Below are 14,259 nucleotides of genomic sequence, written 5' to 3'. Positions count from 1 at the left end.
GCGCTTGACATCTGAATAATAATCTTCTAAACTCTAGTTAGTTAGCAAAACGAACAAACTATAAAAGGAGCAAAAACTAATGACATACTTTCCGCATATAGAAAAAATCAAATACGAGGGCAAGGAAAGCACCAATCCTTTTGCTTTCCGTCACTACAACCCTGAAGAAGAAGTATTAGGCAAACCAATGAAGGATCATATGCGTTTCGCAATTGCTTACTGGCATTCATTTGTAAACGAAGGAAATGACCCATTTGGTAAAGGCGTGAACCAACGTACTTGGTTGACAGAAGATCCAATGGAAACAGCAAAAAATCGTGTAGAAGCTGCGTTTGAATTCTTCGAAAAACTAGGCGTAGAATACTTCTGTTTCCATGATATGGACGTTGCTCCTTTTGGTAATTCATTGGCAGAATTCTTCGCCAACTTAGACGAAATCGTAGATTTGATCGAACAAAAAATGCAAGAAACCGGTATTAAATTACTTTGGAATACAGCAGACCGTCATACAAATCCAATCTATGTAAATGGTGCCGCTTCCTCAAACAATGCAGATGTATATGCTGTTTCAGCTGCTCAAGTGAAAAAAGGAATCGATATCAGCAAACGCTTAGGCGGCAAGAACTTTGTTTTCTGGGGTGGACGTGAAGGATACGAAACATTACTAAATACAGACATGCCATTCGAAGAAGAAAATATTGCACGTCTCTACAAAATGGCAATTGATTACTCAAATGAAATCGGTCATGGCGAATTGACATTCCTATTGGAGCCAAAACCAAAAGAGCCAATGAAACACCAATATGATTTCGATGCAGCAACCAGTATGGCATTCTTGCAAAAATACGGCCTAACAGACCGCTTCAAGTTGAATCTGGAAGCAAACCATGCAACACTAGCTGGACACACATTTGAACATGAAATGGCAGTTGCCCGCAGCTACAATGCACTTGGATCATTGGATGCAAACCAAGGAGATATGTTGTTAGGTTGGGATACAGATGAATTCCCTACAGATTTGTATACGGTAACATTAGCAATGTATGAAGTTTTAGAAAATGGCGGCTTGGAACCAGGCGGAATCAACTTTGACGCTAAAGTTCGTCGTACTTCCTTTGAAATGGACGATTTATTCCTTGCACATATCGCTGGGATGGATACATTCGCACGCGGTTTGAAGGCAGCTGCTCGTCTGAAAGAAGAACGCTTCTTCGATCAAATTAAAGAAGAACGTTATGCAAGCTACCAAGAAGGAATTGGTCTTGAAATCATTAACGATCAAACCGACTTGAAGAAATTAAGTGAATATGCCTTGAACCACAACGATGTGGAGAACAAGTCTTCTCATATCGAATACGTAAAAGCTAAATTGAACGACTATATCTACTAAAAAAGCAGGAGTGATGAATGATGGGGTATGTGCTCGGTTTAGATTTAGGTACGAGCTCCTTGAAAGGACTATTAGTGAATCAAAGTGGGGAGCTTGTCTATTCTGCTTCGGCCGATTACCCTCTACTCAGTCCTAAAGTGGGTTATAGCGAGCAAGATCCAGCAGTATGGTTTGAAGCTGCCCTTACCGTTTTGGAAAAGGTAGTCACAGAAGTAGCAGATGCAAAAGAACAGCTAGAAGCGATTAGTTTCTCTGGACAAATGCACAGCCTCGTACTGTTGGATGAAAATGATCAAGTGTTGCGCAATGCTATTTTATGGAATGATGTGCGGACGACGAAGCAATGTGAGGAAATAAAATCGGTTTTACAAGATCGACTGATTGAAATCACACAGAACAAAGCTCTCGAAGGCTTCACCTTGCCAAAAATTTTGTGGGTGAAGGAAGAAGAACCAGAGTTGTTTGCTAAGGCGAATCTATTCTTATTGCCAAAAGACTATCTAGGCTTTTGCTTAACCGGATCCAAACAAATGGAATACTCCGATGCTGCAGGTACGTTGTTGCTGGATAGTAAGCAAAAGGAATGGAGCAAAGAAATCCTTTCCGCGTTTGGCTTGCTTGAGAGTCTCTGTCCACCATTGGTAGAGTCAGCTGCTAAGATCGGTATCTTAAAAGGAGAGCTGCTTGAAAGATTTGGCTTCCAACAGGACATCCATGTTTATGCAGGAGGTGCGGATAATGCAGCCGCAGCTTTAGGAGCAGGAATTGTTTCTCCAGAAATGGGGATGGTAAGTATTGGAACTTCCGGTGTTTTCCTCGCTTTTGAAGAGCCAGGGAAGGAATACGGCGGAGACTTGCATTACTTCTACCATGTCCTGCCAAACACCTTCTATTCAATGGGTGTGACTTTGGCAGCAGGACACAGTCTCTCTTGGTTCAAAGATACCTTTGCAAAAGAGGAAGACTTCAATCATTTACTAGCGAGTATTGATGAGATTCCAGCTGGATCAGAAGGCCTACTGTTTCTTCCTTATATCTCCGGCGAACGTACGCCTTATACGGACAGTCAAATTCGTGGTAGCTTTTTGGGAATGGATACGCGTCACCGCCGCGATCACTTTGCTCGAGCTGTCTTAGAGGGAATTACATTCTCCTTGAAAGATTCGCAGCAATTGATGGAAAAACATGCTAACAAGACTTTTACAAAGATTGTCTCGGTTGGTGGTGGGGCAAAAAATCCAGCATGGCTGCAAATGCAGGCGGATATATTTAATACAACCATTGTCACTCTGCAAACGGAGCAAGGACCAGGGATGGGTGCTGTCATGTTAGCGGCACTCGGACAAGGATGGTTTGATAGCGTAGAAGAGTGCGTTGCAACCTTTGTCAAAGAAGCAAAAACATTTGAACCAAGCCCAGACCAAGTAGTTGCTTACCAAAAGGTGTATGACGTTTACCGTCAAGGGTATGAAGCTACGAAGGCAATTAGTCATCAATTGCTTCAATTATAAAAATAAGAATCGATGGAGACGGGGATTTGTTCCCGTCTCTTTTTTATGAGTGAACTTATTCATACAAAAATCCAACGGTATGGTAAGATAGAAGGGATTGAAAAGGTCCTACATCCTATAAAAGATATTGAAAGAAGAGAGGGTTTGCTTTGGGAGAGAAAAAAAATATGGACCAAGTAATTTGTGACTTTGTCGCAAAAGGAGTGGTCTTACGCTGGATTCACACGTTGGATCAATATTATGCGATTAACCGGTTGTTAAATCTCTTAGGAAGGGAGCACTACACAGCTTCCTGTACACCATCGATTCCTCTTCCTGAGTTGTTGGATTCGATGGACCAACTGGTTGCTTATGCAGTCGAAGAAGGATTGATCGCAGACAGCGTGCGAGAAAGAGAAGAATTAGAAGCGCAGATTATGGACGTGATTACCCCGGCTCCCTCCATCGTGAACCGCGATTTCTGGGAAAATTACCGGGAAGCTCCGCTACGTGCAACTAATGAATTTTATGAATTGTGCCGCGATAATGACTATATCAAGACTCGTCAAATCGCCAAAAATCAGCATTTCTATTATGATTCAAAATATGGCAAGCTTGATATCACCATCAACTTGTCAAAACCCGAAAAAACTAAAAAAGACATTGAGGAAGCTCAAAAGGCTACCGGGGATTATCCGGCTTGTCAATTATGTGCCGAGAATGAAGGCTACCGTGGCCGGATTGGTATTTCTGGGCGTACAAACCATCGGGTCATCCGTGTTCCGCTAGGTGGGGAAACATGGGGCTTGCAGTATTCGCCGTACTCCTACTATCAAGAACATTGCATTGTCTTTACTAAAAAGCATGTGCCGATGAATGTAACGCAAGCGACTATTGAGAACTTATTGGAATTAATCACGATTTTTCCGCATTACTTCATGGGGTCCAATGCAGGTTTGCCTATTATTGGTGGATCTCTATTAGGTCACGAGCATTATCAAGGAGGGTGCCATACCTTCCCAATGGAAACAGCAGAAGTACTGGAAAGCTTTGCTTGGGGCAATTACCCGAGCGTCACTGCGGAGCGGTTGAACTGGCCCTTATCGGTTATGCGCCTGCGTTCTCTTTCAAGGGAAGACTTGATTGCAGCTGGTGCTGAACTGATGGATGCATGGGAAGCGTACGAGAACGAAGAACTAGCTATTCTGCCGGAAACAAATGGCACGAAGCACAATGCCGTAACCTTGATTTCAAGAAGAAAAGGCGAAACGTATGAATTAGATGTGGTCTTGCGGAACAACCGGACGACCGAGGAGTTTCCAGATGGTATATTCCATCCGCATCAAGATGTCCAACATATCAAGCAAGAAAATATTGGGCTGATTGAGGTATTAGGGATGGCGATTCTACCACCACGTTTGAAGGCTGAATTAGCAGAAGTGAAGAAATACCTCTTGGACGAAGCAGCCGAGGTGGCGGATTACCACTTGGCTTTTGCGGAAGAAATGAAACAATCGAACGTCGTTACGCCCGAAAATGTTGAAGCAATCATTCAAGAAGGTGTAGGCCGGAAGTTCGAACGAGTTTTAGAAGATTCAGGTGTCTTCAAACAAACAGAAGCAGGGCAAGCAGCTTTCGAAGCATTCGCTCAAACGTTCAAAACAGCCTCTGTACCTGTAACGGATTATCAATAGGAAAAAAGCGCTGGATTTATTCCAGCGCTTTTTTGGGGAGATGTAGGAATGTTTCCTCTATCTTCTGTTGTCTCGATCCATGTCATCTAATTTGTTATCTGCTTTTCTTTGAAGATTATCAATTCCATCGTCTACGGCGTTTTTTGCGTCGCCCATTTTATCGCGCGCCTCGCCTCTTCCTTGCTGAAGCTTTCCTTCTGCTTCCTTGCTGCGGTCATTTGTAGCATCGCCGTAAGCTTCTTTTGCTTTCCCTACAGCTTTGTCCTTCAAACCTTTTAACTTGTCGTCTGTTCCGTGTCCCATAGTGATGACCTCCTTGTTAGCGAGCGCTTACACGCTTCTTACTTATTATTCTAGCGAAAACTACAAAATTAGCAAATGATATGACTCCAAGCAGAGGAACGAAGAAGTAGCAGAAGCATTTTCAGCATAAGTGCGTTATAATAATAAAAAAAAGAAGTCAAAAAGCCGCTAGAAGCCAGATGCGGCTGTGGAAGGAAGAATTCGTTTTGAAAATCTTAGCCATTGAGTCCTCGAACCAAACAATGAGTGTGGCAACCATGGAAAATGGATTGGTCGTGGCTGAATATACAAGAAATGGTAACTTACAACATAGTACACAATTGATGCCGGCGATTGAGCAAGTCATGGAAGGATCAGGTTGGAAGATGGGCGAAGTGGATCGAATCGCTGTAGCCAAAGGACCCGGTTCGTATACGGGTGTCCGCATTGGCGCGACGATTGCCAAAACATTGGCGTGGACGTTAGGGAAGGATTTGGTGCCGGTCTCTAGCTTAAAAGTTCTCGCAGCGAACGTTTCTTCCGCAACTGCGCTCATCATTCCGCTCATCGATGCGCGCAGGAAAAATATATACACTGGTGGATATAAATGGGAAAATGGACAGCTAGTAGAAGTAATCGCAGATGTTCATCTTGCGAGTGAAGCATTTTTCCTCCAACTATTAGAACGAGAGGAACCGCTCTTGTTTGTTGGTCAAGACCTTCCCCTATATGAAGATAGAATAAAGGAACTATTCGGTGAGAGGGCGCAATGTACCCATCCAAAAGAATGGTTGCCTCGTGCAGGCGTACTGGCCTCATTGGCGGTGGAAGGATCTTCTGTCGACGTTCACCTCTTTTCACCAGAATATTTGAAGAAACCAGAAGCAGAAGAAAATTGGCAAAAGGCACATGAAGGGGAACGAAAGGGTGAGTATGTTGAAAGAATTGATTAATCAATTCCAACACCTAGTGGATTCATTTCAAAAGGAAATTTCGTACTCTAAAAAAAACCAATCATTCTCTACCCGAATGAGTCATCTCGCAAGTCATTACCAGCTGAAAAATGGAAAAGAAGTTCGACTTGAAATTGGCAGTCGGAGACATATTGCTGATATTTTGGCGATCGAGAAACTAGGCTATGAGGGGAAAACGCCATGGGGATATGTGGCGCTGGAGAAGGATATCGTCCGAAGCACCAAGTCACTTTATTTGGTACTCTACCATCAGTTTGATCCGATTGCCTTTTTGGGCAGTCGTTTGGAAATTAATGATATCCATGTGACGAATTTAGCGGTCACTCCCGAGTGGCAGAACCAAGGGGCGGGCCGATTGTTGCTGGATTTATTGAACTATGTAGCCAAAGAAGAACAAGTAGCCTCGATTAGTTTGGAAGTGCGCGTCTCGAATGAGAAAGCGAAGAACCTTTACAAAAAGGCCGGGTTCAAAATAATCGGGGTAAAGAAAAATTATTATCATGGTGATGGGGAAGATGCTTTAGACATGCGGCTGGATATGGAAGAATCCCCAATCAGGTAGGAGTCAGCAGATGCAAAAGGAATATCATATGTTCAGTGGGCTGATCGTTCCTTTAGCCGCGAATCCGGAAACGGCAGCGCGACTGTACTACATTACAAAGGAAGCAAACGGCGGCCGCACGACTTGGAAGGAAAGCTCCTTTCTCTATGAGTTGGAAAATGAAAATAATTTTTATTTAGGCTATGAGTTTGAGGGAGAAATCGTTGGCTATATTGGATGCATGCGCATTTTAGATGAACTGTCCATTAATAATTTTGCCGTTCTTCCTAATCAGAGGCGCAAAGGAATTGGAATGCTTCTCCTGACAGAGATGATTCGCATGAATGTAGCAGCCGGTGTGCGTCACTTTTATTTAGAAGTACGCCTGTCTAATGAACCAGCCATTTTCTTGTATCAAAAAGTAGGCTTTGAAAATATTTCGTTCCGTAAGGATTATTATGTGGATCCTGTCGAAGACGCATACGTGTTTTACAAACAAGAGCCTAATTTAGAGGTGGATAAGTAAAAATGGAAGAAAAAGATGTATTAATTTTAGCAATTGAGAGTAGTTGTGATGAGACGAGTGCTGCAGTGATCCGAAATGGCCGGGAAGTTTTATCAAATATTGTGGCATCACAAGTAAAAAGCCACATGCGGTTTGGCGGAGTTGTTCCAGAAGTGGCAAGCCGTCATCACGTTGAACAAATCACGCAAATTTTAGAAGCAGCTCTTCTAAAGGCCGAAGTAACCATGGATGCTGTGGATGCTGTCGCCGTAACAGAAGGTCCTGGGCTAGTTGGTTCCTTATTAATTGGAGTGAGTGCAGCGAAGGCAGTAGCCTTTGCCCACCAAAAACCATTGATTGCAACAAATCACATTGCTGGTCATATTTATGCGAACCAATTGATTCAACCGATGGAATTTCCACTGCTTGCTCTCGTTGTCAGCGGTGGACACACGGAACTGATTTACATGCCGGAAGACGGTGTGTTTGAAGTTATCGGGGAAACACGCGATGATGCAGCCGGTGAGGCGTATGACAAGATTGGTCGGGTACTGGGATTGCCTTATCCAGGCGGGAAAGTGCTGGATGAGATGGCGCATGAAGGTGAAGAAACGTTGGACTTTCCGCGTGCAATGCTGCAAGAAGACAACTACGACTTCAGCTTTAGCGGATTGAAGAGTGCGGTCATCAATACCATCCATAATGCTCGTCAAAAAGGTGATGACTTGGATCCCTATCATGTAGCAACAAGTTTCCAAGCAGCTGTAGTTGATGTGTTGGTTGGGAAAACCATTCGCGCCGCAAAAGAAAAAGGCGTCAAGCAACTCTTGTTAGCAGGAGGCGTGGCAGCCAATAGAGGATTGCGTACGGCTCTAGCCGCTGCAGTTCAAGAAGAGCTGCCAGGAGTAGAGCTAGTGATTCCGCCACTAAATTTGTGTGGAGATAACGCGGCGATGATTGGTGCCGCTGCTTACGTACAATACAAAAAACAAGAATTTGCATCACTCAAGCTTAATGCAAGACCTGGATTGAGTTTAGAAAGCTAAAAAAGCGAGAATCGTATTTTTCGATTCTCGCTTTTTTATGGTATTTTACGGGAATGTGCAAGTGAGGGATATTTAAAGGCTCACTTGCACGCTTTCGGTCCATTTCGTGCAAGTGAGAAATTTTTAAGAGCTCACTCGCACGTTTTCGACCGAAATGGTAGAAGTGAGAGATTTTTATAGCCTCACTTGCACGTTTACTCCATCAATTCTTCTAGTGCTAGGTTTTCTGCTTCCCATTCTTCCATCAGCTGTTCTTGTTTGACTTGAAGCTTTAGAAGCTGGTCGTGATACTTCTGAACTTCTTCATGATCGCCAAAAACTTCTGGCAAGGTCAGTTTGTGTTCCACTTGAGTAATGGTTTCTTCTAGTTCATGCAAGGAAGCTTCCAGAGCCTCAATGGCACGAATGAGTTTGCGCTCGGTTTTGGCGCGTTCCTTTTGTAAATGATAATCCGTTTTGGCTTTCTCAACGGGAGCCTCCGTTGTGTCAACTTCTTCGGCCTCTTTACTCAGTCGAGCCAACTCTTCTTCTTCCTGTTTTTTGGCAACATAGTAATCGTAATCGCCCATGTAATAGGAACTTCTCTCTGCTGAAAGTTCCAGCACACTAGTAGCAATTCGATTAATGAAATACCGGTCATGCGAAATGAAGAGCAGCGTGCCGTCATATTCAATCAAGGCGTTCTCCAGCACTTCTTTGCTGTCAATGTCCAAGTGGTTCGTCGGCTCATCCAACATCAATAAGTTGTTCGCTTCCAGAGCCAGCTTACATAAGGAAAGTCGCGCTTTTTCGCCACCACTTAAGGATGGGATGGTTTTTTCTACGTCTTCCCCCGTGAAAAGGAAACTGCCGAGCATGCTGCGAACATCTTTTTCGTTCATGGTTGGATGCAAATCCCAAATCTCCGCCAGAACCGTTTTATTGGTGGATAGATTCTTGAGTTCTTGGTCATAGTAGCCAATATCTACATTCGTTCCATAATGGAGCTTCCCATTTAGTAAAGGCAATTCTTTGATGAGTGTTTTGAGCAAAGTGGACTTCCCGATTCCATTCGGGCCGACAATCCCGATGGCTTGCCGTTTGCGGACATCCATCTGAATCGGTGCCGACAAAATGGTATCGTCATAGCCAATGGCGCCGTCTTCCAGCATTAAAACAACATTGCCGCTCTCACGTTCGATAGGGAAGGAGAAGCGGGCGGAACGTTCGCCGGCTTTTGGTCTGTCCATCCGGTCCATTTTTTCCAGACGTTTGCGCCGACTTTGCGCCATCTTCGTAGTAGAGGCGCGGACAAGATTTCGCGCCACGTAATCTTCTAACTTGGCAATTTCTGCCTGTTGCTTTTCGTATTGCTTCATCTCTTGTTCGAGACGTGCAGCTTTTTCTTTTAGGAAAAAGGAATAATTTCCTTTATATTGATGAATTTTATTTTGGCTGATTTCGTAAACGCCTGTTGCGATTTTATCAAGGAAATACCGGTCATGGGAAACAATGAGTAGCGCACCTGGATAACCAAGCAAGTAATTTTCCAACCACGCCAGTGTTTCAATGTCCAAATGGTTGGTCGGCTCATCCAGAATGAGTAAATCATTTTTCTCTAATAAAATCTTGGCCATAGCCAAGCGAGTCTTTTGACCGCCGGAAAGTTGTTTGATGGGGCGGTTATAGTCTTCTTCATAAAATTTGAAACCATGGAGTACCGAGCGGAGCTCTGATTCATATCCATAGGCATTTTTCTTTTGCAATTCCAATTGTAAAAAATCATATCGCTTCAGAGCTTCCACAAAGGCAACTTCGTCTTGGATCAGTGCTTCATCGGCAAGAGCGAGCGCTGCTTTCTCAGCTTCTTGATTAAGTTGAATAATAGGATCGAATACAGAAAGCATTTCCTCCCAAATTGTTTTCGTTGAATCAACCGCGCTGTGTTGGTCCAAATAACCAACGGAGAGATTCTTTCGTTTTGCAACCGTACCTTCATCGGGGGGCTCGAGATTCGCCAAGATTTTTAACAAGGTGGATTTCCCAGCCCCATTTCTTCCCACCAACGCAATTCGTTCATTTTCTTGAATCGTAATATGAATTTGTTCAAATAGGACGGTTGGACCGAAATGACGCGCAAGATTTTGTCCTTGCAGTAGGATCATGGTCTTCCCTCTTTCTTTTCTCAATATTTTCGTGACAATTATTTGTATTCTACCATAGAAGGAAAGAATTCGATAGAGCTTTCACATTGACTCCTTGAGAAATGCGAGACACTTTTCTGGCAGAAACATTGTTAAACCTGCTATAATACAAAAACCGTTGCGATAATATTCACAAAAAAATACTAATTAGAATAAAATAGTGATTTTTTCACAAAGAAGTGCTATAATATTGCTAGCGAATAAAGGGCTTATCCTTATTTATATAACAGAAAAAAGGAAGAGGAATCGAAGATGACGACACAAAACGAGATACCAAAAGCTACTGCGCGCCGCTTACCGATTTATCATCGGTACTTACGTTACTTGCACAATGCAGGGAAGACGAGAATTTCTTCTACTGAATTAAGCGAAGCGGTGAAGGTAGACAGTGCTACAATCCGCCGAGATTTTTCCTACTTTGGCGCTCTCGGAAAACGAGGCTACGGATATGATGTAGAATACTTGCTGGACTTTTTCAGTAAAACATTGAATCAAGACCGTCTCACAAACGTGGCACTAATTGGTGTTGGGAATTTAGGACATGCTTTATTAAATTACAACTTTCACTTAAGCAACAACGTGCGGATTAGTTGTGCCTTTGATGTGAATGAAGACATTGTTGGTAAAATTGTAAGTGGGGTACCGGTTTATCCAATGGGAGAAATGGTCGAACAACTACGCATCCAACAAATTGATGTGGCCATTCTAACGGTTCCACAAGTAGTCGCACAAGAGGTAGCGAATAACTTGATCGAAGCAGGGGTAAGAGGAATCATGAACTTTACGCCGATTCGTCTTTCTGTACCAGAAGGGGTTCGCATCCAAAACGTGGACTTGACTAATGAATTACAAACATTGATTTACTTCTTAGATAACGACATGTAAAAAAACTCTGGCAGGAAATTCCTGTCAGAGTTTTTTTATTTACGATCATCAAAATTTTTCTTTATCTTGAAATACGTATCAAGCAGACGAATGCCTTGTACAATGTTATTTGTAGCAAAGAGGACGCTCACGATGGCGAAGAAGCCCCATCCAGTGTTGGTCACATTTTCGATTGCAAAAAAGACAAACAACGCAGCGAAAACAAATTTGAAGATAATTTGCATTAATAAATCTTTTATAGTCATGTTAATCCTTTCTATTTATCTATCCGCCAAATAGTTGAGGGAAAAAGATTGGCAATGATGCATAAGCGTTCATGAGTCCATGAGCAAGCATCGGCGCATAAATATTGTTTGTTTTGTTGTATAGGTAGCAGAACCAAAGTCCTAATGTACTATATACTAACATATGGCCATCGAAATGTACGAGGGCAAAAATCAGTGAACTAATCACTGCTGCACCTAGCACACTAACTTTTGAAACGTGTAACTGGGTAAAAATGGCCTTCCGGAACACAAGCTCTTCCATAACAGGCGCAAATACAACGATGGAAAAAATCAATAGCGGGTATTGTGCGGTTGTTTCCAACAAATATTCTGTATTCGCTGATTCAGAAGGAATGCCGAATAGAAGCATTTCAATCATGGAAGTAACAATTTGAATCGCAATAGCGCCAATGAAACCAAGAATTCCCCATAAGAAAACCGTAGGAAGAGGAGCGGATGGTTGCTTCGTGAGTGGCGTAACCGGCGTCCATTCTTTTCGGTGATTAACGACTAACATCCAGATTGTTCCAATTAAAGAAAATAGTAAAGTTAAGTTCAAGCTTGCCTCAATTTGTTGCTCTCTTGGAAACAGAAAGACGAGCGGAATCGGCAAGATTTGAATAGCCAAGTAAATAAAAATTACCTTAGTTGCTGAAGATAGTTTTCTGATCATACACAAAACCTTTCCGTCTCATGGTTAATAGCAATCCCTTATACGGGAAAGCCTATAGAAAAGTATACCATAGTTCACAAAAAAATTACTGGTTTAGCCTTGCAATCCGTAAAAGTTTTGATTAATATAGAGGAAGAGGTTAGCACTTGAATCGAAAGAGTGCTAATTCAGTAAAATTAATTTTTGGAGGGATATCTGTGTTAAAACCATTGGGTAACCGCGTAATTATCGAAGTTGCGCAAGAAGAAGAAAAATCAGTAGGTGGCATCGTGCTTCCATCTTCAGCAAAAGAAAAATCACAAACAGGTGTGGTTGTAGCTACAGGAGAAGGTCGCGTAACAGACAATGGAACCAAGATTGAAATGACCATTCAAAAAGGCGACAAGGTTCTATTTGAAAAGTATGCTGGTACTGAAATCAAATACGATGGAAAAGATTATCTAGTCGTTAAAGAAACAGATATTGTTGCAATCATTGATTAATCGTACGAAAAATAAAACTTTGAGGTGAGGAATTAAAATGGCAAAAGACATTAAATTTTCTGAAGACGCACGTGCTGCTTTACTACGTGGGGTAGACATGCTAGCTAATACCGTTAAAGTTACTTTAGGACCAAAAGGACGCAACGTGGTACTTGAAAAATCCTACGGTTCGCCTTTAATTACAAACGACGGTGTTACAATCGCAAAAGAAATCGAATTAGAAGACCACTTTGAAAACATGGGTGCAAAATTAGTTTCTGAAGTAGCTTCCAAAACCAACGATATCGCTGGTGACGGAACAACAACGGCGACTGTTTTGACACAAGCAATCGTTCGTGAAGGATTGAAGAACGTAACAGCTGGCGCAAACCCAGTAGGAATCCGTCGCGGAATCGAATTGGCTACAAAAGAAGCAGTAGCTGGTTTGGCTGAAATTTCCCAAAAAGTAAACTCAAAAGAATCCATCGCACAAGTTGCTGCTGTTTCTTCTGGTTCAGAAGAAATCGGTAAATTGATTGCGGAAGCAATGGAAAAAGTTGGTAACGACGGCGTTATTACCATCGAAGAGTCCAAAGGGATTGAAACCGAATTGGATGTTGTAGAAGGAATGCAATTTGACCGCGGCTACTTGTCCCAATACATGGTAACAGACAATGACAAGATGGAAGCTGATCTAGAAAGCCCATATATCTTGATCACTGACCGCAAGATTTCTAGTGTCCAAGACATTTTACCACTTCTAGAACAAATCTTGAAACAAAGCCGTCCGTTATTGATCATCGCGGATGATGTAGATGGCGAAGCATTACCAACATTAGTATTGAACAAACTACGCGGAACCTTTAACGTGGCAGCTGTGAAGGCACCAGGATTTGGTGACCGTCGTAAAGAAATGTTGCAAGACATCGCTGTCTTAACAGGTGGTACTGTAATTGCGGAAGATCTTGGCTTCGAGCTGAAAGATGCTTCTATTGAACACCTAGGACGCGCAAGCAAAGTTGTTGTAACCAAAGACAACACAACCATCGTAGAAGGTGCTGGCGAAAAAGAATTAATCGAACAACGCGTAGCTGTTATTCGCGCACAAGCAGCAGAAACTACTTCTGACTTTGACCGCGAAAAACTACAAGAACGTTTAGCGAAACTAGCTGGTGGCGTTGGGGTCATCAAAGTTGGAGCTGCTACTGAAACAGAATTGAAAGAACGCAAATTGCGTATCGAAGATGCTTTGAACGCAACACGCGCAGCCGTTGAAGAAGGAATTGTTTCTGGTGGGGGAACAGCGCTTATCAATGTTCAACCTCGCGTAGAAGCTCTTGAATTAACTGGTGACGAAGCAACCGGTGTACGCATCGTAGCTCGTGCTCTAGAAGAACCCGTTCGTCAAATTGCTGAAAATGCTGGACTAGAAGGTTCTGTCATTGCAGCAAGAATCAAGACAGAAGAACAAGGAATGGGATACAACGCAGCAACAAACGAATGGGTAAACATGATTGAAGCAGGAATCGTTGACCCAGCGAAAGTCGTTCGTTCTGCTTTGCAAAACGCAGCAAGTGTAGCTGGATTAATCCTTTCAACAGAAGGTGTTGTAGCTGACAAACCAGCTCCAGAAGCACCAATGGGCGGAATGGATCCAGGCATGGGCGGCATGATGTAAGACTTTTTACGAATAAAGAGAAGATCCGATTGAGGAACACTGAATAAGTGGACTCGATCGGGTCTTTTTTATATGAAAACACAAGCTAAAAAAAGCGCAAAAAGTCACTACCCATGGTATCATGTAGGTGTTAAAATTTTAAATTTTTAGAGGGCTCTTGTTCTGTTGCCGCAGACCGAGAGCTTTTTCCT

The 14,259-nt window shown here is 42.7% G+C and carries 14 protein-coding genes; 10 read left to right on the top strand and 4 right to left on the bottom strand.

Annotated features, from left to right (window positions below; genetic code table 11):
* Positions 1–79: 79 nt before the first annotated feature.
* The 3 genes from xylA (at position 80) to PVE40_RS06235 (ending at position 4,574) form a co-directional block, all read left to right on the top strand.
* Positions 80–1,390, top strand: coding sequence for a xylose isomerase (xylA, locus tag PVE40_RS06245; protein ID WP_274731023.1), 1,311 nt, complete (start codon positions 80–82; stop codon positions 1,388–1,390).
* A gap of 20 nt (positions 1,391–1,410) precedes the next feature.
* Entirely contained in the window at positions 1,411–2,901 is a 1,491-nt protein-coding gene (xylB, locus tag PVE40_RS06240; RefSeq protein WP_274731047.1) for a xylulokinase, read from the top strand.
* A 149-nt stretch (positions 2,902–3,050) separates the two neighbouring features.
* The gene (locus tag PVE40_RS06235; RefSeq protein ID WP_274731022.1) at positions 3,051–4,574 is read left to right on the top strand and encodes a UDP-glucose--hexose-1-phosphate uridylyltransferase; all 1,524 of its coding nucleotides are present in this window, start codon (positions 3,051–3,053) and stop codon (positions 4,572–4,574) included.
* A gap of 57 nt (positions 4,575–4,631) precedes the next feature.
* On the opposite strand, the gene PVE40_RS06230 is transcribed toward PVE40_RS06235, so the two are convergent.
* Complete coding sequence (locus tag PVE40_RS06230; protein WP_274731021.1) at positions 4,632–4,877, bottom strand: CsbD family protein; 246 nt, start codon at positions 4,875–4,877, stop codon at positions 4,632–4,634.
* A gap of 206 nt (positions 4,878–5,083) precedes the next feature.
* On the opposite strand from PVE40_RS06230, the gene tsaB reads away from it, so the two are divergent.
* Genes tsaB through tsaD form a run of 4 tightly spaced genes read left to right on the top strand, consistent with a single transcriptional unit; the run spans position 5,084 to position 7,922 of the window.
* Positions 5,084–5,809 carry a tRNA (adenosine(37)-N6)-threonylcarbamoyltransferase complex dimerization subunit type 1 TsaB gene (gene tsaB, locus PVE40_RS06225; RefSeq protein ID WP_274731020.1) on the top strand — a complete coding sequence of 242 codons (726 nt, stop codon included), beginning with the start codon at positions 5,084–5,086 and terminating at the stop codon, positions 5,807–5,809.
* The gene (gene rimI / locus PVE40_RS06220; RefSeq protein ID WP_274731046.1) at positions 5,790–6,392 is read left to right on the top strand and encodes a ribosomal protein S18-alanine N-acetyltransferase; all 603 of its coding nucleotides are present in this window, start codon (positions 5,790–5,792) and stop codon (positions 6,390–6,392) included. The genes tsaB and rimI (PVE40_RS06220) overlap by 20 nt, the downstream gene beginning before the upstream one ends.
* Before the next feature lie 10 nt (positions 6,393–6,402).
* On the top strand, positions 6,403–6,897 hold the full coding sequence (gene rimI, locus PVE40_RS06215) for a ribosomal protein S18-alanine N-acetyltransferase (protein WP_274731019.1): 495 nt from the start codon (positions 6,403–6,405) through the stop codon (positions 6,895–6,897).
* Between the two features lie 2 nt (positions 6,898–6,899).
* A complete protein-coding gene (tsaD, locus tag PVE40_RS06210) occupies positions 6,900–7,922 on the top strand; it encodes a tRNA (adenosine(37)-N6)-threonylcarbamoyltransferase complex transferase subunit TsaD (RefSeq protein ID WP_274731018.1) in 1,023 nt (340 codons plus the stop codon).
* A 194-nt stretch (positions 7,923–8,116) separates the two neighbouring features.
* Here the strand turns inward: tsaD and PVE40_RS06205 are convergent, their stop codons facing one another.
* Complete coding sequence (locus PVE40_RS06205) at positions 8,117–10,066, bottom strand: ABC-F family ATP-binding cassette domain-containing protein (protein WP_274731017.1); 1,950 nt, start codon at positions 10,064–10,066, stop codon at positions 8,117–8,119.
* 291 nt (positions 10,067–10,357) lie between these two features.
* Here PVE40_RS06205 and PVE40_RS06200 point away from each other — a divergent pair, with 291 nt between their 5' ends.
* Positions 10,358–10,990, top strand: coding sequence for a redox-sensing transcriptional repressor Rex (locus tag PVE40_RS06200; protein ID WP_274731016.1), 633 nt, complete (start codon positions 10,358–10,360; stop codon positions 10,988–10,990).
* Positions 10,991–11,025: 35 nt separating this feature from the next.
* Here PVE40_RS06200 and PVE40_RS06195 read toward each other — a convergent pair whose 3' ends face one another.
* Together PVE40_RS06195 and PVE40_RS06190 are read right to left on the bottom strand one after the other, a co-directional pair.
* Complete coding sequence (locus PVE40_RS06195; protein WP_274731015.1) at positions 11,026–11,235, bottom strand: DUF4305 domain-containing protein; 210 nt, start codon at positions 11,233–11,235, stop codon at positions 11,026–11,028.
* A 19-nt stretch (positions 11,236–11,254) separates the two neighbouring features.
* On the bottom strand, positions 11,255–11,929 hold the full coding sequence (locus PVE40_RS06190; RefSeq protein ID WP_274731014.1) for a CPBP family intramembrane glutamic endopeptidase: 675 nt from the start codon (positions 11,927–11,929) through the stop codon (positions 11,255–11,257).
* Between the two features lie 197 nt (positions 11,930–12,126).
* Here PVE40_RS06190 and groES point away from each other — a divergent pair, with 197 nt between their 5' ends.
* Together groES and groL are read left to right on the top strand one after the other, a co-directional pair.
* Positions 12,127–12,411, top strand: coding sequence for a co-chaperone GroES (groES, locus tag PVE40_RS06185; protein ID WP_274731013.1), 285 nt, complete (start codon positions 12,127–12,129; stop codon positions 12,409–12,411).
* Between the two features lie 37 nt (positions 12,412–12,448).
* Positions 12,449–14,068, top strand: a complete 1,620-nt coding sequence (gene groL / locus PVE40_RS06180) for a chaperonin GroEL (RefSeq protein ID WP_274731012.1) — start codon at positions 12,449–12,451, stop codon at positions 14,066–14,068.
* Positions 14,069–14,259: the final 191 nt, after the last annotated feature.

This window comes from Jeotgalibaca caeni (assembly GCF_028863945.1).
Taxonomy (GTDB): Bacteria; Bacillota; Bacilli; order Lactobacillales; family Aerococcaceae; genus Jeotgalibaca; species Jeotgalibaca caeni.
This window is presented reverse-complemented; position numbering and strand designations above follow the sequence as displayed.

Bases quoted from the DNA above. Each gene is read 5' to 3' on its own strand.
- PVE40_RS06190 (WP_274731014.1), bottom strand. From the start codon at position 11,929: ATGATCAGAAAACTATCTTCAGCAACTAAGGTAATTTTTATTTACTTG.
- PVE40_RS06200 (WP_274731016.1), top strand. From the start codon at position 10,358: ATGACGACACAAAACGAGATACCAAAAGCTACTGCGCGCCGCTTACCG.
- groL (WP_274731012.1), top strand. From the start codon at position 12,449: ATGGCAAAAGACATTAAATTTTCTGAAGACGCACGTGCTGCTTTACTA.
- xylA (WP_274731023.1), top strand. From the start codon at position 80: ATGACATACTTTCCGCATATAGAAAAAATCAAATACGAGGGCAAGGAA.
- rimI (WP_274731019.1), top strand. From the start codon at position 6,403: ATGCAAAAGGAATATCATATGTTCAGTGGGCTGATCGTTCCTTTAGCC.
- xylB (WP_274731047.1), top strand. From the start codon at position 1,411: ATGGGGTATGTGCTCGGTTTAGATTTAGGTACGAGCTCCTTGAAAGGA.
- PVE40_RS06205 (WP_274731017.1), bottom strand. From the start codon at position 10,066: ATGATCCTACTGCAAGGACAAAATCTTGCGCGTCATTTCGGTCCAACC.
- rimI (WP_274731046.1), top strand. From the start codon at position 5,790: ATGTTGAAAGAATTGATTAATCAATTCCAACACCTAGTGGATTCATTT.
- PVE40_RS06230 (WP_274731021.1), bottom strand. From the start codon at position 4,877: ATGGGACACGGAACAGACGACAAGTTAAAAGGTTTGAAGGACAAAGCT.
- tsaD (WP_274731018.1), top strand. From the start codon at position 6,900: ATGGAAGAAAAAGATGTATTAATTTTAGCAATTGAGAGTAGTTGTGAT.
- PVE40_RS06195 (WP_274731015.1), bottom strand. From the start codon at position 11,235: ATGACTATAAAAGATTTATTAATGCAAATTATCTTCAAATTTGTTTTC.